Source organism: Actinosynnema sp. NPDC023794, from assembly GCF_040639675.1.
In the GTDB taxonomy this organism is placed as follows: Bacteria; Actinomycetota; Actinomycetes; order Mycobacteriales; family Pseudonocardiaceae; genus Actinosynnema; species Actinosynnema luteola.
Genome location: NZ_JBFAFR010000044.1, coordinates 1 through 20987, shown reverse-complemented (window position 1 = coordinate 20987; position 20987 = coordinate 1). Strand labels below are relative to the sequence as shown.

8 protein-coding genes and 1 pseudogene are annotated in these 20987 nt (G+C 68.1%); 6 read left to right on the top strand and 3 right to left on the bottom strand.

Annotation, left to right across the window (positions count from 1 at the left end; genetic code table 11):
- Positions 1 to 401: 401 nt before the first annotated feature.
- Entirely contained in the window at positions 402 to 5765 is a 5364-nt protein-coding gene (locus AB0H12_RS41795; RefSeq protein ID WP_499631222.1) for a LamG-like jellyroll fold domain-containing protein, read from the bottom strand.
- Positions 5766 to 6204: 439 nt separating this feature from the next.
- Here AB0H12_RS41795 and AB0H12_RS41790 point away from each other — a divergent pair, with 439 nt between their 5' ends.
- The 3 genes from AB0H12_RS41790 to AB0H12_RS41780 all read left to right on the top strand — a co-directional run bounded on the left by AB0H12_RS41790 (position 6205) and on the right by AB0H12_RS41780 (position 14638).
- Complete coding sequence (locus AB0H12_RS41790; protein ID WP_499631219.1) at positions 6205 to 12804, top strand: colicin E3/pyocin S6 family cytotoxin; 6600 nt, start codon at positions 6205 to 6207, stop codon at positions 12802 to 12804.
- Positions 12804 to 13061 (top strand): DUF7683 domain-containing protein, encoded by a 258-nt coding sequence (locus AB0H12_RS41785; RefSeq protein ID WP_499631216.1) that lies wholly within the window; start codon positions 12804 to 12806, stop codon positions 13059 to 13061. The genes AB0H12_RS41790 and AB0H12_RS41785 overlap by 1 nt, the downstream gene beginning before the upstream one ends.
- A 905-nt stretch (positions 13062 to 13966) precedes the next feature.
- Positions 13967 to 14638 (top strand): hypothetical protein, encoded by a 672-nt coding sequence (locus tag AB0H12_RS41780; protein ID WP_499631214.1) that lies wholly within the window; start codon positions 13967 to 13969, stop codon positions 14636 to 14638.
- A gap of 437 nt (positions 14639 to 15075) precedes the next feature.
- Here the strand turns inward: AB0H12_RS41780 and AB0H12_RS41775 are convergent, their stop codons facing one another.
- Positions 15076 to 15480 carry an integrase core domain-containing protein gene (locus tag AB0H12_RS41775; RefSeq protein WP_499631212.1) on the bottom strand — a complete coding sequence of 135 codons (405 nt, stop codon included), beginning with the start codon at positions 15478 to 15480 and terminating at the stop codon, positions 15076 to 15078.
- A 736-nt stretch (positions 15481 to 16216) separates the two neighbouring features.
- Here AB0H12_RS41775 and AB0H12_RS41770 point away from each other — a divergent pair.
- Complete coding sequence (locus AB0H12_RS41770; RefSeq protein ID WP_499631209.1) at positions 16217 to 16387, top strand: hypothetical protein; 171 nt, start codon at positions 16217 to 16219, stop codon at positions 16385 to 16387.
- Here the strand turns inward: AB0H12_RS41770 and AB0H12_RS41765 are convergent.
- Complete coding sequence (locus AB0H12_RS41765) at positions 16369 to 19599, bottom strand: S8 family serine peptidase (RefSeq protein WP_499631206.1); 3231 nt, start codon at positions 19597 to 19599, stop codon at positions 16369 to 16371. The two genes, AB0H12_RS41770 and AB0H12_RS41765, sit on opposite strands and share 19 nt — an antisense overlap.
- Before the next feature lie 335 nt (positions 19600 to 19934).
- Here AB0H12_RS41765 and AB0H12_RS41760 point away from each other — a divergent pair.
- Both AB0H12_RS41760 and AB0H12_RS41755 read left to right on the top strand, forming a co-directional pair.
- A pseudogene (locus AB0H12_RS41760) lies at positions 19935 to 20399 on the top strand (tetratricopeptide repeat protein); the annotation flags it as partial.
- Between the two features lie 35 nt (positions 20400 to 20434).
- Complete coding sequence (locus AB0H12_RS41755) at positions 20435 to 20836, top strand: hypothetical protein (RefSeq protein ID WP_499631203.1); 402 nt, start codon at positions 20435 to 20437, stop codon at positions 20834 to 20836.
- Positions 20837 to 20987: the final 151 nt, after the last annotated feature.

The window sequence follows — 20987 nt, the reverse complement described above, 5'->3', positions numbered from 1 at the left end:
GGGGCCGCCACCGCGATCGGCGGGTAGCGCAGCGGGTCCTGCTGGTCGCTGATGGACTGCAGCTGCATCCGGGACAACAGCGCGTAGTCCATCCGCATCGCCCCGCCAAGCGGGAGGTGGCGCTGTTCGCCAGGCGCGAGCGGTTGAAGGCGGCGCTGGGGTTGTACGCGGCGTGGCGCACGGGGGCTGAGGGAGCTTGAGCAGCGCACGATGCACGTCCTCGAGAATGCGTGCGAGCCTTGCTCGGATCGCTCGCCGATCCCAAGCGAGCGACGGCACGATCACACCGACGAGACGGGACTGCGACGACCTCCACGCATGGTGGCGCCCACTCCGCAGGCCGGTGCGCCCGGCAGCGCTGCCCCTGTCGGCAAGCTGTTCAACCTCACTCCCCCGGTCGGTCAGAGTTCTGCTCGTGGTGGGAAGTCGTTGATGGCGTCGGCGAGGTATTGGGCGATTTGGTGGTGGTAGGCCTCGTTGGGGACGCCGTTGGTGAGGTATTGCGGTGCGATGCGGTTGGGGTTGGAGGGGTCGCGGACGGCTTCGTCGAAGTCGACCGCGTAGTCGGCTTCGTATAGGAGGAAGTCGGCCATGATGTCCTGATTGAGCTGACGGCGTTGTGTTTCGCGTGGGTCGTTGGCGTCGAGTCCGAGCGGTGGCACGGTGGTGAGGATGACGTGGATCGCGGTGCCGTCCGGGCGTTGGTCATCCTTGAGGCCGTCCGGGCTGTTGGCGCTGGTGAGTGCGGTGAGGCCTGCTCGGACGTCGGTGGCGGTGGCGCCGCGGAGGAGGCTGTTGGCTCCGGCGGCGACGAGGACGGTGCGGGTGTTGGGGGCGCTCAGTGCGGTGCGGTGGAGGTCGGTGCGGGCGTTGCCCGCTCCGATGGCGCCGGTGTGGGGGTAGGTGCCGAAGTCGGGTTGGTTGTAGGCGAAGACGACGTCGTTGCGGGTGATGGTCCACTGTTGGACGCGTACGTCGGCGATGGATCCGTTGAGGAAGGCTGTGTCGTTGCCGGCGTGGCGGGCGCGTCCGATGGCGAACTGCCCGGTGGCGTCGAACGGTGCGACGTCGCCTGTCGAGGCTTCGAGGGCGCCGTTGACGTAGAGGCGGGCCATTCGGCTGTGTGCGTCGTAGGTGGCGGTGAGGTGGGTCCAGGTGTTGAGTGCGGGTTCGTTCTTCGACAGGACCTGCCGGGGCGTGGTTGTGGTGGAGTCCGCGGAGCGGGTGGTGAAGGCCCAGCGGCGTGCGGTGGCGTCGTAGTGGAGTCGGAGGGCGCTGGTGGTGGTGCCGTCCTGGCTGACGGCGCTCTGGTCGGTGGCGTGGGATCGGATCTTGACCCAGGCGGAGACGCTGAGGTTCTTGGTGGTGTCGAGTACCTTGCCGCTGGTTTCGAGGTGGCCGGTGGTGCCGTCGAGCACGGCGGAGCCGTTGTGTTCGGTGCTCCAGGTGACGCCGCCGTGTGTGGTGGCGTGGTTGTTGCCGGTGTGGTCGCGTGCGATGGTGCCGGTGCTGTCGGTGAGTCGCCAGCGGGCGGTGTCGGGGATGCCCGCGCGGCTTGCGTTGATCAGGCCGCCGGGCAGGGTGGTGCCGTTGGCGGCGAGCTTGGCGGGCAGTTCGTCGACCCAGGTGTTGCGCTGGGCGCTGCCCGGAGGTGCGGTTGCGGACAGTTGGTCTCCGAGCACGACGACGGTGCCGGCGCCGGGGTCGGTGGTGGAGACGTCCACGCCGGTGACGTAGTAGCTGCCGTTCAGGGTCGTGGTGAACGGTGTGCCGGTGGTGTCGGCGACGGCGTTGCCGGGGGCGAGGTAGGTCGGCGCGGTGGGGTTGCCGTGCATGGGGGCCTGTGCGGTGGCGGTGGGCAGGTGGATGCTGACGACCAGGTTGCCGTTGCCGCCGGTCGGGTAGGCGACGGGGTCACTCAGCGCCTCACCGCCTGCGGGCAGGGTGACGGTGGCGGCGCCGGAGAACCGCAGGGTGGTGGCGGGGCCGGTTGTGGAGTCGGTGCCGATCTGGGCTGCGATGCTCGCGGCGTCGATGGTGACGGGTGTGGTGCTCAGCGCGTTGGACAGCTTCACCCTGGTCTGGCCGCCGGTCACGGTGGGCCGTAGCACGGTGCGCAGTGTCTTGTCGGCGAACCCGTGTCCGCCGGGTGGGACGACGGCGGCGTCGGATGGTGCGGCCCAGGCGCCGACCCAGCCGGTGTCGACCGGTCGTGGCGCGATGGACAGCACGTGCAGGGCGGGCGCGCAGGTGTTCGGCAGCAGCGACGACCCGTAGTTGGGCAGGGAGATCGACTTCACCGTCTTGGTCGGATCCGCGGGCACGAAGATCGGGTAGATCACCGGCTGCAGGGTCTTGTCCGGGTTCGAGCCGGCGAGCCGGTAGGGCAGCGTGACGCCGATCGGGTCCCACGGCAGGTCGATCCAGTTATTCACGGACGGGAACCGGGGGCTCGAGGTGGAGCCGTCGGTGTAGGTGATGGTTCCGTGGCGTGCCGGGCTGCCCCCGCAGGTGCTGGCCGTCAGCAGACCGACCGCGCTCGCCTTGACCTGGTGCGGTGTGGGGAACGGGATGGTCTGGCCGATGGCCACGACGTTGTCGTTGCCGGTGGTCGGGTTGGCCAGCGGCATGGTGAAGGCGGCGCCGCCGATGACCGTCGTGCGGCCTGGAGCCAGACCGGCGGCGGCCAGGGTCTGGGCGGAGAGCCCGTTGCCGATGAAGTTGACGTCGGCGGCGGTGGTGCCGTCGCTGCCGATGCCCTTGTTGTTCATCGCGGCGGTGAAGTCGGCCGCGATGACGTTGTTGACCGGCTGGAAGGTGAGGTAGTCCAGCCCGATGTGGTAGCGCGGGGTGGTCGAGTCCGGGTGGTCGGCCGTGGTCCGGAAGGTGATCTTGTGCTTTCCGGCGGTCAGGTGGGCGCCGCCGAGTCCGACGAAGCCGGTGACCGCGCGGGTTCCGGTGGCCGCGGTGATGGCGGTCTGGGTCATGATGGTGTCGTCGATGCTGACGCTGTAGTTGCCGTACTGGTGTGACTTGGTGGTGCCCGCGCCGATGGCGTAGTCGGCCTCGATCGGGACGGTGACCTCGAAGGTGAGCGCCTGGCCGACGTTGTCGCCTTCGAACCGCACCTGGGCGCCGCTGTTGAACGCCAGTTCGACGCAGCAGTCGACCATGTGCGCCAGTGGTTTGTCGTGAGAGACGACGGGCAGTGTCTCGGCGTCGAGCTTGACGGTCGGCGACAGGTCGAGGAAGTCGAGGCCGACCTTGAACGAGGTCGCGGAGGAGCCCGACTTCTTGTTGATCTTGACGTCCAGTCGGTGGGCGCCCGCGGCCAGGTGCATTCCGGCGAGCTGCTTGTCGAGCGTCCTGGTCGTCGCAGCGCGGCCACCTTGGAAGGTGTTGGAGACCTGCTTGCCGTCGAGCATGAAAGTGGCGGCATCCGGAACGGTGGCGTTGTCGATCAGACCCACGTCGACGTTGTAGTAGCCCTCGGCAGGAACGGCGAACGGGACGGCGAGGCTGGCACCGTCCGTGGTGGTGGTCGCGGCGCGGTACTTGCCGCCCGAGGCCGCCGCGTCGTTGACCACCGCGGTGGTCACGCCGGTGCCGGTCGCGGTCAGCGATTCGGCTTCGATCCGTGTGCTGGGAGCCGGTGCGGTGTAGGACGGGGCGACGTAGAACGTGTAGGCCTCGGACTCGGGGGAGAGCTTGTGGGCGTCGTCGAAGCTGCGCACGTGCAGCGTGTGGTAGCCGGGGCTCAGCGTGGGCGGCACGGTGATCCGCGCGGTGCGGCCGCCGCTGCCGGGGGTGGCGCCGTCGGTGCTGGCGACCCATCCGCCGGTGGCGCCGAACGTCTGGTCGTAGTCGCAGTCGGTGGTCGCCGGCACCCGTTCGGTGCCCGCGCCGGAGAAGGTGTAGGTGAACCCGGCGATGTCGGACGCACCGGCGGCGTCGAAGGTGAAGCTGCCCGGCTGGTTCTGCGGACGGCCCCAGTAGTCGGTGGGGTAGTCGGTGCTGGTGATGGTCGGGCGTTGGCTGATCGGCGCTGCCCGGGTGGTGAACCACAGCCAGTTCGAGTACCCGCCGGCGCCCCGGTTCCTGGTGGAGTCACCGGGGTACTGGTTCCATGCCGCGACCCGGTAGGCCCAGTCGCCGTTGCCCAGGTTGGCGGTGCTGTTCCACGCCCCCTGGCTGCCCGAGGCGATCACCACCGGGGAGTCCGTGCTCGCCTTGAGCGTCGTGCCGGTGCTGTTCCAGATCTCGTAGAACAGCCCGATGTTCAACGGCGGGTTGTTGTTGTCCGAGGCCGTCGCGTACAGCTTGGGGTAGGCGTCCGGGGTGACGATCCGGTTGTCGCACGTGACCGCGTTGCCGACCGCGAGGCCGTGGGGCGCGTTGGGCGGGAAGGAGAAGACCACGTCCAGGTGCGGGTTGTTGGCGAACTTCTTCCACTGCATCCGGTTCGTCTCGTCCGGTGAGCGCAGCCCGAAGTTGACCTCGGACCAGTTGTTGTTCACCGCGCCGACCGCCGTGCCGTACACGTCGAAACGCACCACTCCGGCGCCACCGCAGTCGACACCGGCCTTGGAGGTCCGGGTGTCGAGGGCGAACCCGTTGGGGCCCGGCCAGCGGGTCGCCGAGCTGATCGGGTCGACCTGGTAGAGCGACACCGGGTACTCGTCGCTGCACGACGTCCCGTGCACCTGCGTGGCGTAGAGGTAGGCCTCGTGGATCTGGGCCTTCGTGCCGTTGCGCTGCTGAAGGTCGGTGCTGTTGAAGCGGAAGAACGAGCGGGCCGTCCAACTGCCGTCGCACCCGCGCCAGTAGTCGCAGAAACCGACCTGGGCGTCCATGTTCGCGTTCCAGTAGTACCAGCCGCTGCTCGTGACCTCCGCCCACGCATCGTGGTAACGCGACATCACCGGGTCGATGTACACCGGATACCGCACATCCGCACCGGTGAGCGCCTCGACGTCCGGCGCGACCGTCACATCGACCGTGCTGGACCGGCTCACGGGTTCCGTCGCGACCGTCTCGGCGGTGACCTCGAGCTTGGACACCCTGCCACTACCCGGATCCGTGGCCGTCGGCGCCGGACCCTTCATGGCATCGATGCCAGAGTCCCACATGATCGGCGTCGAACCCTGGAACACCACCCGGCCATCGCCGTCCACCGCGCTCAACACGTCGTGCTCGTCGCTGCGCACATCCAGACCGGTCGTCGTCGCGGTCAACCCCAGCGACGACAATTCCGGGTTGGCCGCGGCCTGAGCGTCCCGCACCACCAGCACCTCGGAGTAACCCGCCGCACTCGCCGTCAGCTGCAGATCGACACCCGGGAACACACCGGGATACGTCGCGGTCGAACCGTCCACGACCGGCTCGGGCAAAGGAGACGGCCAACTCAGCGAGAACTTCTTGTCCCCGTCCCGCATCGTCACCAACGGCGCGGTGCCACCACCGGAGAACGTCACCCCGGCCGGACTCGCAACCGGAACAAGCCCACCGTCGGAGGTCCGGGTCAGCGTGGTGTCGACACCACGCCATTCACCCTCCCGCTTCACCCGCACCGGCTGGGTATGCGTCCGAAGGGTGAACGTGCCGTCCGGATTCGCCAACACCTCACTGGTCTCGGTGTACTCCTCCACCACCGCAACCGGCTGACCCGTCCGCTGCGCCTCCGTCAACGCCGTCGCCTCCGTCGGCGTGTGTTGCGGCGCCGCCGGGCCCTCGGCTGCCAGCTGCGCGGAAAGCGGCTGTGCCACAGGGCTCGGAGACGCCGACGCAGGCGTGGCCATGCCACAGAACACCGCGCTCACCGTCAGGAAGGTGATGAGTGCATGCCGCCTGGGCACAGCGAAACTGGACGGTCTGCGGAACACTTGTCCCCCCGGACGCTCGAAGCGCAGCCGATCACGACTGGCCGCCGGACCCTATCCGGCACTGTCTACCTGCGAAAAGACGACGCGCTGAGACGAAGGACACAGGGGTTGATGTAACGCTGAGCCGTATGAGCGCGCTCCGCGGCGTGATTGCGGTCAAAGGCTTTCCCAGCGGGCGACGCGATGGCTATGGTTCCCCAGCCTGCGACCGATCACGGTCCTGTGCTCAGGGGGGGCTTGAGACATGCTCGGTGGAATTCCCGCGCGCCCGTCAACCGCGGACGCGCGCCGTCCCGGGTGGTGGAGACGGACATCGTCCCTGTTGGTCACCGCGATGATGACGGCCGGGCTTGTCGTCGGTCTCACCTCCGACCGCGTCCTGTCGGACTGGGCACCGCTGGTGACGCAGGAACCACCGATCCCTCATAGCGACTTCCCGCTGGCACAACAACCCACGTCGGCCGAACCGGACGACACCGGTCTGCGCGACGCCACCTGGCCGGAGCCGGGCAAGGCCGCGGTCACGACGGGGGCGGCGGCACGTCCGGCGGGCAACTTGCCCGTGACGCTGGCGTCCGAGAAGGACGCGCGTTCATTCGCCGTCGAAGTGCACGACCAGGAGATCACGCAACGCGCTGGTGTCACCGGTGTGCTGTTCACCGTCACGCCGGAAGATGCCGAGGACGAAGCAGACGTGTCGGTCGGGGTGGACTACTCCGCCTTCGCCAACGCGGCCGGCGCGGACTTCGGCTCCCGGCTCCGACTCGTGCGGCTGCCCGACTGCGCCCTCACCACCCCCGGCGCGGCTCAGTGCCAGGTCCAGAGCTCCCTGAAGTCGAGCAACGACCCGCAGGCGCGCACCGTAACCGCGCGCACCACCGGGACCGGGCCGATGGCGTTCGCCGTGACGGCGGCAGGCAGCGGTACCAATGGCACCTTCGAAGCCAGCGCCCTCGCGCCGTCGGGCAACTGGTCGGTTTCGGGCAGCGCAGGCGGGTTCCACTGGAGCTACCCCGTCGTGCTGCCACCGTCCTCGGCGGGCTCTGCCGTCGCGCCGAAGGTCGCGCTGTCATACAGCTCGTCCAGTGTGGACGGCCGCACCTTGGCGACGAACAACCAGTCGTCCTGGCTCGGTCAGGGTTGGGACTACTCGCCGGGCGCGATCGAACGCACCTACCGCACGTGCGCCCAGGACAAGACGCTGCCCCAAGCACAGCAGACCGGCGATCTGTGCTGGGCGGGCCAGATCGTCACCATGGTGTTGGACGGCAAGTCCACCGAGCTGGTGCGTGACGACGCCACCGGCACCTGGCGTGCCTCCACCGACGGCGGCGCCCGGATCGAACTGGTCACCGGCGCGGTCAACGGCGTGCACAACGGCGAGTACTGGAAGGTCACCAACACCGCCGGTGTCAGCTACTACTTCGGCCGCAACCGCGGACCCGGTCACACTGACCAGGAGCAAACGAACTCCGCCTGGACCGTCCCGGTCTACGGTCCCCGCAACGGCGACCCCTGCTACAACCCCGGCGGCTTCGCCCAGTCGTCCTGCGCACAGGCGTGGCGATGGAACCTCGACTTCGTCGAGGACACCCACGGCAACGTCACCTCGTACTACTACACGCCGGAAACCAACCACTACGGCGCGAACAATGCCACGACGGGCGTCTCCTACACCCGCGGCGGGACGCTCAAGCGCATCGACTACGGCCTACGCACCGTCGACGGCAGCATCTACGGTGCCGCAGCACCCAATCAGGTCGTGTTCGACGTCGCCGAGCGCTGCCTGCCGGACGCCACGTTCGACTGCGACCCGGCCAAGTTCACCACCGACGACGCCAAGCGCTGGCCGGACACCCCGCAGGACCAGCAGTGCAAGCCGGGCGCGGTGTGCAACAACCACTCGCCGACCTTCTGGTCCACCAAACGACTCACCACGATCACCACGCAGTACAACCAGGGATCCGGGCCGGTCACGGTCGACCGCTACCAGCTCGGCCAGGAGTTCAAGGACATCGCGAACAAGGAACTCTGGCTCCAGTCGATCACCCGGACCGGCTTCGCCAAGGACGGCACGTCACTGACCGTCCCGCCGGTCACCTTCACCGGCCAGGTGTTCGACAACCGCGTGCAGGGCTACAGCAGCATGCCAGGGCTCGTGCACTGGCGGGTCACCAACATCGCCACCGAGACCGGCACGTCGATCAACGTCTTCTACAGCCAGCGCGACTGCGGCGCGACCGACGTCCCGACCGACCTGGCGAACAACAACCGCCGCTGTTACCCGGTCTACTGGACACTGCCGTTCAACGAGAATCCGACTTTGGACTACTTCCACAAGTACGTCGTCGACCGCGTCGAAGTCCAGGACCGCAACGGTATCTCCCCGACACAGGTCACCGCCTACACCTACCTCGGCGCACCGGCGTGGCACTACGACGACAGCGAGATCGTCAAGCCCGAACACCGCACCTACGGCCAGTTCCGTGGTTACGGCAAAGTCGAGCAACGCGCCGGCAACCCGAACCACACCGTCAACGGCGTCCACGACAAGCAGACGCTGACCCGCACCACCTACTTCCGCGGCATGGACGGCGACACCATGCCCGGCGACGCCCGCCGACCGGCCAAGGTGGCCAACTCGCTCAACGAGGAGATCACCGACCACCGCCAGTTCGCCGACATGACCTACGAGCAGGAGGTCTTCAACGGCGCCGGCGGAAAGCGCATCTCCACCACCGTCACCGAACCACAGGTCCTCGGCGCCACCGCCACCCGACAACGGTCGAACCTCCCCGCGCTGACCGCGGAGGTCGTCGGCGTGTCACGCGACAGGACCATCACCCACCTCGCCGCGGGCGACACCCGGACGGTGACGAACGAACACCGCTACGACGCGCTCGGCAGGCTGATCGCCAAGACCGAGTCCGGCGACGAGGTGCCCGACCTGTGCACAACGACCAGATACGCCGACAACACCACCACCTGGGTGCGAAACCGTGTCGCCGAATCCACCGTCTCCCAACAGGCCTGCCCGACCGGAGGAACGCCGCAGAGCTCCATCCTGGGCTCCACCCGCACCTACTACGACGAGTCGACCACACTCGCCGAGGTCACGTCCGGCACCGCGACCCGAGTCGACGCCGCGACGGACAACAACAACGACCAGCTGACTTATGAGACCACCGCGACGGCGAAGTTCGACGCCGCTGGCCGGTCCACCGAGGTGACGGACGCCATCGGCCACGCTACCCGCACGGCCTACACGCCCACCGACGGCGGCATCCTCACCAAGACGGTCACCACCAACGCCAAGAACCAGACCAACACGGTCGAGCTCGATCCCGCACGCGGCAACCCCGTCGTCAGCCTCGATGTCGGATCACGGCGCACCGACGCCACCTACGACCCGTTGGGCAGGCTGACCGCCGTCTGGAAACCCAGTCAGAGCAAGGGCTTCGACCCCCCCACCGTCACCTACGACTATGTGCTGCGCGCAGATGGCCCACTGGCGGTCACCAGCAAGACCTTCGTGGACTACCGGACCGGCACCAACTACGTCGCCAAGATCGACTTGTTCGACGCCTTCGGCCGGCTCCGCCAGTCCCAGACCGACGCACTCGACGGCGGACGCGTCGTCACGGACCTGTTCCACGACTCGCACGGCCGGGTCCGACACACCAACGGCGGCTACATCGCCACCGGTGCTCCGGGCACCAACCTGATCTCCGTCGACCCCAAGTCGGTCGACAGCCGCTCGGTCACCGACTACGACGGAGCCGGCCGCGCGGTCCTGGAAACGGCCTACAAGGGCGTCACCCCGACGTGGACCACCAAGACCGTGCACGGCGGCGACCGTGTCACCGTCATCCCACCCCGGGGTGGTGTCACCACCACCGTCGTCAGCGACGCACGAGGCCGCACGACCGAGAACCACAAGTACACCGCGCCACCCACGGTCAACGGCGATGTCGTATCCGGCGGCACCCACCAGACGGCCACGACCGAATACACAGCGCTCGGGCAGACGAAGAAGCTCACCGATCCCGTCGGCAACCACTGGACCTTCACCTACGATCTACTCGGCCGCAAGACAAGCCAGACCGACCCGGACACCGGCACCTCGACCACCACCTACGACCTCGCCGGGCAGATCCTCACCACGACCGACGCCCGCAGGAACACGCTGGTCTACAAGTACGACGAACTCGGGCGCAAGACCGCCCAACACGCCGACTCGACCGACGGGCCCCTCCTGGCGTCCTGGCTGTACGACGGCGCCCAGAACGGCGTCGGCCTGCCCTGGTACTCCACCCGGCACACACCCGAGGGCAACTACATCTCCGGCGTCAGCGCCTACACCGGCGCCGGTTGGGTCGGCAAGACCATCGTCCAGATCCCTGCCGCCGAAACAGGGCTCAACGCCCTGTACACCACCACCTACGGCTACACGACCACCGGCCTGCCGACAGCCGTGCAGCCCCCCACCGCCAATCGTGGTGGCCTGCCCGGCGAGGTCATCGGCACCACCTACGACAAGTACGGCAAACCCGTCACGACCGCGGGCTACAACGCCTACGTCACCGCGTCCGTCTACACGCCCTACGGCGAATCCCGCCAATTCACCCTCGGCCCGTCGAACAACACCGCCAAACTCACCTACGACTACGACGCGCAGACCCGGCGCCTCACCCAGACCAACCTGTCCGCACAACAAGCCGACCCGCAGATCGACGACACCCGCTACACCTACGACCCCGCGGGCAACGTCACCAAGACCGTCAACACCCAAGGCACCACCGGCCGCGGCGCCCCCGTCCGCACCCAGTGCTACTCCTACGACCCACTGCGCCGCCTGGACAACGCCTGGACCGCCACCGACGACTGCGCAGCCGCACCGTCCACCACGGCAGGCACCGCCAACGTCGGCGGACCCACCCCCTACTGGACGTCATGGGCGTTCGAACCCGGCGGCCTGCGCACCACCCAGACCCAGCACGCCCTGCCCGGCTCCACAGGCGACACCACCACGACCTACACCTACCCCACCAGCGGCAGCCCTCAGCCCCACACACTCACCAACGCCACCACCACCGGACCATCCGGTCAGACGCTGTCGACCTACGGCTACGACCCGTCCGGCAACACCACCCGCCGCACCCTGCCCACCGGCGAACACATCCTCGGCTGGGACCGCGAGAACCGCCTCGACACGGTCACCTCACCGAACGGGCCCACCAAATACGTCTACGACGCCGACGGCAACCAACTCATCCGCCGCGACCCCGACAAGACCACCCTCTACCTCGCAGGCCAAGAACTGACCCGCGACAACACCACCGGCGCCATCGTCGGCACCCGCTACTACACCCACAACGGGGTGAACGTCGCCCTGCGCGTCGGCAACACCAACCCCACCTACCTCGTCTCCGACCTGCACAACACCATGTCCCTCGCGGTCGGATCCGTCGGCTTCGCCGTCAGTCGCCGCACCATGGACCCCTACGGCAACCAACTGAACCCGGCCGCGGGCCTCCCGTGGCCCGACCGCCACGGCTTCCTGAACAAACCCGTCAGCGAGGCGACCGGCCTCACCGACATCGGCGCCCGCAATTACGACGCCACCACCGGCCGTTTCATCAGCGTCGACCCCATCCTCGACCTGAACAACGCCCAGCAGTGGACCGGCTACACCTACGCCGACAACAACCCCACCACCTACAGCGACCCCACCGGCCTCATCGCCAACTGCGGTCCCGACGGGGACGGCTGCGGCATGCCCAACTACGACAACGTCGGCGCAGACCCGGACAACATGGACAACCCCGACAACTGGGGCACCACGGAATGGGGCGGCGGCTTCAGTACCGCGTACGACTACGAGACCGAAGAGTACTACATCGGCAACTACTCACTGGGCAAGCACAGCGCCAAGTACGGTGCGCAACTGCGGCGCCAGATCATCAAACAGTTGCTGGGCGAGGATCACAACAGTCGCGCGCTCTACGGCGAACTCGACGAAGCCGAACTGCTCAGCCAACTCGAAAAAGCCTGCGAACGGGTCAAGGACTGCCAGCGCGAGATGTGGGGCGACATATTTCCCCACAACTACGGCGTGTACGGAAGCCTCGGCGAAGGCATCCTCGGCTCGGCCGCCTCCTACAAGGCACTGAAGAAGCCGCCTGGTGGATCCAAAGCGATGTGCCCGAACAGCTTCACCGGCGACACGCTGATCCTGATGGGCGACGGCAACGCCAAACGTATCGATCAGATCAAGGTCGGCGAGGCGGTGCTCAATAGCGAGCCGGAAGTCCCGACGAGTGAGAAGCACCTTGTCACCCAGGTCCACGTAACCACCGAGGATAAGCATTACGTCGATGTGGTCGTGGATACCCCCGGCGGCGCGAAGACCATTAGAACGACAGCACATCACCCGATCTATAGTGCCACCGCAGGGAAGTGGACGAATGCGGAAGACCTGTCCACGGGGGACGAACTCAACACCCCGGGCAACGGACGTGCCGTCGTGCTGGACACCCACCGCTACGTTTCGGAATCGAGGACGTATAACCTGAGCGTAGAAGGTGTGCATACCTTCTATGTCGTCGCCGGCGAAACACCGGTTCTGGTGCACAACGACGGCGGCTACACTCCTCCTCCACCGGGCAAGAAACTGCCGGGGTTCCCCGATGCGCGGTATGTCGGCCGCGGGTCGCCCGTGAAGGGCGGCGGAAGCCGGGCACGGTGGGAGTTGCCCAATGGGGGCATCCTCGAGTGGGACTCCATGCATGGAACGGTTGAAATGTGGACCAATAAGAAAAAGAACGCGAAACATGTCGGCGAGTTCGACCCGAACACTGGCAAGCAGTTGCCGGGACAGAAGGGCCAGGCGGTACCAGGGCGCAAGCTAGGTGATTGCTGATGTCCGCACACGTTTGGAGCTTGGAGACCTTCGATAGGACGACAGGCGAGTTCGTGGACTACCGCATCTTGGACGGATTCTCCGACGACGAGGTATTGGACTACCTGGAGTTGGACGACCTCGGCGCCGGGGACGTGTACGACATCCCCTTGGGATCTGTAAACAGGATCGCGTCTCGGTACGAGATCGTGGTCGACCACGATCGGTGCGAGTACCTGCTCGCCCGGGTTGCCGCTCCTTCGGAACCGAACGGGTGAACTGAGTGCCGCTATTCACCGGTGATCCCGAAGTCCCCGTATGCGCTTGCCGAAGACAGGCCAGAACTCTCGCCACGAACATATCTGGTACCTGCTGGACACCGACAAGCACACCGTGTGGGTGCAGTACGCAGGTGCCCATCCCAAAGCCACCGAGTAGAACTCAAACGTCGCACACGGACATCGCGCAGTTGAGCGCAAATCAAGTGACCAGAGTTGTCACCGGCACCGAGAGTGCTGCGACCACGACATCCCTCCCACCGATACGGTTTGATCAACAACCTCAGCACTGCGGCGGCCAACACGCAGGTCAGACCAAGGATGCCGACTTTTGGCATCCCGCAGCGCGCGGCCGCCGCCCACCTGCGCCCCTACCAGTGGGTCCCGGCACCGTGACCGCCCCTGCGGCCGCTCGCCCCGATCCGGCGGCACGGGTCGTCGACGAGGTCGCGCGACAGGTGAAAGCGTCGCAGGCCCGGCTCACCGGCCCACGTGGTGGGCCACCCGACCCCACGAGGCCGAGAAGTACCTGCGCCACTACGCCCACGACCACGCTGACTTGGGACGCGGTCGACAACCTCATGCGGTTACGGGGGTTGCACGCCAAGTCCTTCACGCCCCAGATGCTTGCGACCTTCCGCGCCCGGTTCGCGACCGGACACGGAACCTGCCCCCTGATCGGCAGCCCCGACGACATCGCCGACCAGATCGCTCGCTTCCACCAGTCCGGGTTCTCCGGGATGAGGCCGAGTTTCGTCGACCGCCTCTCCGAGCTGACCACTCCGCCCAGGAAGTGCTCCCCCGACCGCACGCTCGGGGCCTCCGCGTGTCCCCGTGGCACGGGCCGGACAGCGTGAGCGGACCCCAGCGGAGCAGACCGCCGCACGCCGCACTTGAATGTGCGCATGACCGCCTACGACATCGCGGACAAGCTGCCCGCGATTCCCGAACTGCGCGACCTGTGTCGCGTTCTCGCCGTGCTGGACGCGGTGCTCGACCCGGACAACGAGGACCGCCACCACTCCTACGATCCCGCGTGGGCACCCGGCGAAGAACTGGCCTCCCAAAAGGACGGTGGCGGCAACGAGTACTCCATCGTGTTCACCGCCTCCGGCGCGTACGTGCGCGGGTTCGACCACGAGTCGCCGATGAGTCCGTACGCCACCGACGACGGCAAGCCGTGGCCCGGCGTGACCGACTCCGTGCCGGAGGTGTTCCGGGCGCAGGTCGACGAACCCGCGTTCACCGACGAGGGCACGCCGTGCGTGACGGTCTGCCTGTGGCGCGAGTCGGGTGACGACAGATGGCGGCACGGCGACATCGCCTTTCCCGATGACGCCCAGGACGGTGCGGACTGGTTGTTCGACCTGCTCATCGACGGCAGCCCTGAAGCGTTCCAGGACTGGGCGCAGGACTACTACCAGCAGCCGGTCGACCTCGAGGCGGTACGCCACCTCTATGCCGGGCGTCCGCTGACGACCGAGGTCGTGGCCGTGCTCAACCCCGCCACCACCCTCGCCGCCATCGCGGACGACGTCCACCGGATCGGCTTCCCGATCAGCGAGTCGCCCGCCTGAGCACGGCCACAGCCCGAGGTCGCCTCGTCCTTCCGCATGCGCACACCTGTGGGGTTCCAGAACTCTGCGCTGAGACGCTGAGCTGCGGTGATCGCGTACCATGAGCCGTAGGAGCATGATCGTGAGGCGTGGCACTACGACTGCTGTACCTGATCTTCGTCCGGGTCGTCGGCCGGCTGGTCCCACTCGGCCGGTCATCGGCGGCCAGGGACGCCGAACTGCTGGTGCTGCGGCACGAAGTGGCCGTACTGCGCCGCACCAACCCCCGTCCGCGGCTGGAGTGGGCCGACCGCGCGGTGCTCGCCGCACTGGTTCGCCGACTCTCCCCGCTGCTGCGCGAGCACCGATTGGTGACGCCAGCCACCGTCCTTCGATGGCACCGGCGCCTGGTCGCCAAGAAATGGACCTTGCACTTGCCGAAATGCCGTTCGTGCAGGTCAGGCAGCGTGGTGGTATTCGTTGAGGGTGCCGCCCAACCGGTGCCGTCGGCGGAGGTCGAGGTGGGTGAGACCTGGTTGATCGGTAGTCGGTTGTGGCAGCGGGTGTAATGGTCGGGCGTTGGCGATGCCTTGGTGGGGTCGATGGGTGTTGTAGAACTGCTCGTACTCGCGCAGGGCGTGGAGTAGGTGCTGTTGATTCCAGATCAGCGTGCGGTCGAGCAGTTCGCGTCGACAGGTCTGGACGCAGCGTTCCATGATCGCGTTCATCCGAGGTGTCCGGACACCGGTGAGGACGACCTGGATGTCCGCGTCGGCGAGGACGGCGTCGAACAGGGCGGGGTACTTCCCGTCGCGGTCGCGGATCAGGAAGCGCACGGAGCTGCCCGCGTCCTCGATGTCCATGATGAGGTTCTTCGCGGCTTGGGTGACCAGGAGGCGCGGCGGTAGGCCCCAGGTGGGGTTCTCTCGCGCCAGGCGCAGCACGAGGAGGCGGATCGAGCGAACGATGCGTGGACGGCCGGGCGCTTGGGGCGGGACTGGGCAGCGTGGTGGCGTGTGAGGAGGTCCCGGTGCCAACGCAGGACCGTCTCCGGGCGTATCAGTAGACGGACCCGGCGAAGCGCTCCGACCGGGAGTCGGTGCAGCAGTGCCACGAGGAACGCCCGGTCGCCAGGGGAGAAGCGCGGACGGGTGTGGCCCGGTTGGCGTTCCAGGACGGTGATCTGGTGCCGTAGCGCCAGGATCTCCGCGTCCTTGTCCCGATCGCTCAGGGCAACAGGCGCAGCAACGCGAACGCGTTGGTCACGCCGAGGGAGGCCAGTCGGAGCAGCACAGCCGGTCATCATGCCGTGCTGGTCGATGTCACGGCGGATGGCAGCCGTGCCTGTGAGCACTTCGAGGTCTTGGGTCTTGTACGCCCTCTACCTGCAGGGATGAAGTTATCGGCAGGCACAGGGTCGGTCACGTCCGCCCACGCCTACGACCGGCACCGAGGCGCCCGCCCGACCACCGTTCGCATCAGTCAAAGGTGATGCTCATGCGCAAGATGGTAGAACCGGCCGTCAGTCGACACTTGAGCCTACGAGCAGCACACCGGCCGCAAGCCCGGAGTTCCGAGTCGGCCTGCTCGCGAGGTCCGATGCGTTCGTGGGCCGAGCGGCGGGAATCGGTGGCGTTGCTGCGCGGCGCGGTGCCGGAGGCGGCCGAGACGTTCCTGGTCCGCGTCGTACGAGCACCGCGCGGACAGCTGACCGCGCGGACACCCTGCGCCGGCACGATCGAGTACACCGGTCACCCCGCGATCCGGTAGGCCCTGATCACCGTCTGCTGGAACGAGTTCCCCTTGCTGTCTGTGCCACTGACCCGCAGTGATGCGAAGCCCTCGGCACCGTTGCGGATCAGGGCGGTGTGGCCGATCACGGGGACCCGCGACCACGTTCGGCCGTCGTTGAACGACACTTCTACCGCCGGCCGCCGGATCTTGCCGTCCGTGCCGCCTTCTTGCTGCTGGACGTCCAGCGGAACCCGCAGCACCCGGTGCGGGGGCGCGGCGCCAGCGTTGTCGAGGACCGGGGTGAATCGGACGACGGTCAGCGGCAGGAGTCGGGGTGAGGTGCCGGCGACGGTGTCCGAGCGGAACGTCCAGGTGCCGGAGACTTTGGTGCTCAGCTCTGTCACACCGGACTCGGCGGTGACGTCCGCCGTCAGCCGGAAGTCGGCTCGCCCGGGTGCGACGGCGAACTGGCCGTTGCCCGGAAAATCGCTCACGCCGACCTGCACACCGTCACGGTAGAGGGCGGTGCGGGACGACGTGGTGTTGTACAAGCCCAGGTTGCCGTCGCGGTCGCCCCACAGCGCCAAGGAGACGTCGACCCGATCGGCGGTGCGGGTCAGGCTCGGGAAGCCGGGCGGGCTGAGTGCGGGGCCCAGCACGGGCCGGAAGTACCACTGTGGGTATTCGAGGCCCGGGTGGTAGGTGCGGTAGGGGTGGATTTGGCTGCCCTCCATCCCGTTGTCGCCCAGGCGCTCGATCATCCACCTCCACGCGATGTCTTGCGTGGTCACGTAGTCGACGGACTCGCCGTTCGCGCCGAACTGCAGGCCGGCGTTGGCACCCGAACCGCCGCCGACCACGTACGGGACGCCGCTGTAGCGGTGCACGAGCCCTGGTTTGCCGGGAGCGGCGCGCTGCGTCACCTTCGCGAGCTGCCGCTTCACCGGCGACCGGGTGAAGCCGGTCGGCACCGCACCGCGCTCCACGTACAGCAGTCGGTAGTTCACCGGCGTGTCGCCGATCGGAGCACCCGCGGCCTGCGAGCCGATCATGGTCGTCAACTCGGTGCTGGGCAGGGAGGGGCCGAGTTGGGCGAGTGACACAGCGTCGCGGAAGCCGCCCAGGAGCATGACGCCGTTGGTGACCCAGTCGCCCCGAACCCGGCGGTGCAGCAGGATCTGGCCGAACAGCTCCTCGGCACCGGGTTCCGGTGGGGTCACCACGACCGGCCTGGCCAGCCGAGCGTCGACCTCGACGGTCGTGGCGCCGGTGAGGCTCAGCAGCGGCTGGGGCAGCACGGCCATTCGCGCCTCGTCGGTCACGACCAGGTTCTCCAGGACGTAATCGCCCCTGGGCGCCCGAACCTTCGCCACGCCGTTGGCGGGCAGCGGGAACGCGAAGAAGTCGTTGTCGAGCCCGCTGATCACGCTGGACACCGCGTCGGTCGGCGCGCCGTGGTCGTCGGTGTACTTGAACGTGACCTCGTAGCGTTCCGGCTCGCGTTCGATTGACAACGGCGTGCGCAGGCCGTTCGACGCGACGACCGCGCCGGAGTAGACGCCGTCGGTCGGCGCGGCGCGGGTGTCGCCGACGACAGTGGCCTGCGCGGTGCCGCCCGCCGAGACGGTGAGCCGCGTGGGAGTCACGGAGAACACCCCGGTCGGCGCGGGTGCGCCGTCGGGGCCGGTGGCCTCGACGGTCAGGTCGAGGGTGATGGGGACCGCGCTCGTGTTGCGGTACGAGTATTGGCGCACCACGGGCGTGTCGTCATCGTGCGGCCAGAGTTGGATGCCCAGACCGAGGCTGGCGGGTTCGGCGGTGACGCTGGTCGTGATCGCCTTGGCCGCGTCGACCCGCCCCGCTCCCTGGTCGAACACGGTCGCCGCTGGGTCGTGCCGCGCGGACGCCATGAGGGCGGCCTTGAGTTGTGCGCCCGTCCAGTCCGGGTGTTGCTGGGCGAGCAGCGCGGCCGTGCCGGTGACGTGCGGCGTGGCCATCGACGTGCCGGAGATGGCGACGTGCGTCTCGTCCACGGGGGTGCCCTGCGCACCACTACGCGCCTTGGCGGCGACGATGTCCACGCCGGGCGCGGTGAGGTCGGGCTTGATGCCGTTGTCACCAGCGCGTGGACCGCGACTGGAGAACGGGGCGATCACGTCGGCCCGGTCGACCGCACCGACGCTGAGCGCCGAGTCGGCGGTGCTGGGCGAGCTGACCGAACCGGGCGCGCCCGAGTTGCCCGCGGCCACCACGAAGAGCGTGCCGGTGTCGGCGGACAGCCGGTCGATCGCCGACTCCAGCGGGTCGACGTCGGGGGTGTCGGCGCCCCCGAGGCTGAGGTTCACTACGTCCGCGCCCTGGTCGACGGCCCACTGCACGCCTCGCAGGATCGCGGATTCCGCACAGCCGCGTCTGCTGCAGACCTTGGCGTCGAGAACCTGGGCGTCGGGTGCGACGCCCAGGTACTGCGGGTGGGTGGACGCGATGGTCGCGGCGATGTGCGTGCCGTGGCCGATGAGGTCGGACGGGTCGGCGTCCTCGGTGAAGTTCGCGCTTGCGGTGATCCGGCCCGCCAGGTCGGGGTGGGTGGCGTCGATGCCGGTGTCCAGCACCGCGATCCGGACTCCCTCTCCGGTGTAACCGGCCGTCCAGGCGGCGGGCGCGCCGATCTGGGCCGTGCTGCGGTCGAGGGTGGTGTAGCGCAGGCCGTCCAGCCACACCTTGGTGACGCGCCGGTCGTCCAGCATGGATCGGAACGCGGCGGCCCCGGACTTGGCCGCCTGTGCGGCGAACACCCCGGCGGGCAGGTCCGCGGTGACCTGGAGACCGGACGCGGCGCGCAGGGCCGGACGGCTGCCCGCCACGATCAGCGGCGTGGTGTCGCGGTGGGCGTCGTCGTAGCCGGCCTCGACGAGTCCGGTGACGTCGAACAGCCGCGGGTCGAGTCGACCGGCGGCGAGCGCGGCGGCGGCGTCGTGGGGTACCACGTGCAGCCGCCCGGCGCGGTGGAACGTGTGGAAGGCGGTGTTCTCCCGGTCCGGTCCCGGGGTGATCGAGACGACGTCCCGACCGTCGGTCCGGACTCGGTCACCCGAGACGAGGGTGACGGTGAGGCCGACCGCCGCGACCGGTTCGCCTGTCGCCCCGACCGGCTCGGCTGTCGCGGTGGCCGTGACCGTCACCGGGGCGGTCAACCCCGACACCAGCAAGGCTGCTGCCAGGGTGCGGCGTTTTCCAGGGCTCAGCACGGCTGCCTCCTGGGTCGGTTCGTTCGCGTGGTCGGGAGGCGCAACCCGGCCCCGGTTGGATCGCGGCTGCCGAGAGCCGCGACGTGTCGACGCTAGCCACGACGCGCGGCCAGGGGCAGCGGCCCAACGGGGCCTCTGCGACCACCGGATCGGCCTACCACCGACCAGACGTGTGGAGGCGAGCGGTCCTGCGGTGCCGGTGACCAGTGTCGACGGGTTGCCGCCGGCACCGGTGCTCAGCGAGGCGATTGATCCCGCCACGGGTGCGGTAGAACGAAGCCGCCAGCGGAGGTGAGCACCTCGGTGACCAGGTATCTGGCGCCGGGCACCTCGCTGAGGCCTACCTGTTCAGCGGATTGCTCAACCGGACCGTTCCGCTGCACGAGGCCGTCCTCGCCGACTGCGAGAGGCTATTCGGTGAGGATGCCCCTGACACCCTCTGCCCTCGCAACAATCTCGCCCACTCCTACCTGGCGGCGGGGGACGTAGGACGGGCGATACCGGTGTTCCGCTCCACTCTCGCCGAGCAGGAACGGGCACTCGGCGACGAGCACCCCGATACGCTCCGCTCGCGCAGCGACCTCGCCAAGGCGTATCAGGCCGCGGGCGACCTGAACCGCGCCATCCCGCTCTACGAGGCCACCCTCGCCTACCGGGAAGGGGTGCTCGGCCCCGACCACCCCGACGCTGTGCATGCCGATAACCTCATCCACGCAGGTAAAAGGCCTATACAGCCCAAGCGCCCGAAGCGCTCACGGGCCACGGTTGCCATCCGCGTGATGTCGTCCAGCACGGCATGATGACCGGCTGTGCTGCTCCGACTGGCCTCCTCAGTGTGACCAACGCCTTCGTTCTGCTGCGTCTGCTACCCATGAGCGACCGGGACAAGGACACGGAAATCCTGGCGTTACGGCACCAGATCACCGTCTCGGAACGCCAACTGGGCAACGCCCGTCCACGGTTCTCCCCCGCCGACCGAGCGTTCCTCGCGGCACTGCCGCACGCGCGGCTCCTGATCCGCGACCATGACGGCAAGTTCCCCGCCCTGTTCGACACCGTCCTCGCCGACGCGGGTATCAGGGTCGTCCTCAGCGGAATCCGCATCCCGCGCATGAATGCCATCATGGAACGCTGGATCCACATCTGCCGCCACGAACTCCTCGACCGCATCCTCATCCGGAACCAGCAGCACCTACTCCACGCGCGAGGGTCTGCTGCACGGATTGGTGACATCTGAGTTGGCTTGCCGTGATGGTGAGCTGGGAGGATGTCGCTGTGCGCAAGCCCTACCCCCGGGAGTTCCGCGACGATGTCGTGCGGGTCGCTCGTGACCGTGAGCCCGGTGTGATCGTCGAGCAGATCGCCAAGGACTTCGGGGTCCACCCGAT

Bases quoted from the DNA above. Each gene is read 5' to 3' on its own strand.
- AB0H12_RS41770 (WP_499631209.1), top strand. From the start codon at position 16,217: ATGCGTTCGTGGGCCGAGCGGCGGGAATCGGTGGCGTTGCTGCGCGGC.
- AB0H12_RS41785 (WP_499631216.1), top strand. From the start codon at position 12,804: ATGTCCGCACACGTTTGGAGCTTGGAGACCTTCGATAGGACGACAGGC.
- AB0H12_RS41775 (WP_499631212.1), bottom strand. From the start codon at position 15,480: ATGGACATCGAGGACGCGGGCAGCTCCGTGCGCTTCCTGATCCGCGAC.
- AB0H12_RS41780 (WP_499631214.1), top strand. From the start codon at position 13,967: ATGACCGCCTACGACATCGCGGACAAGCTGCCCGCGATTCCCGAACTG.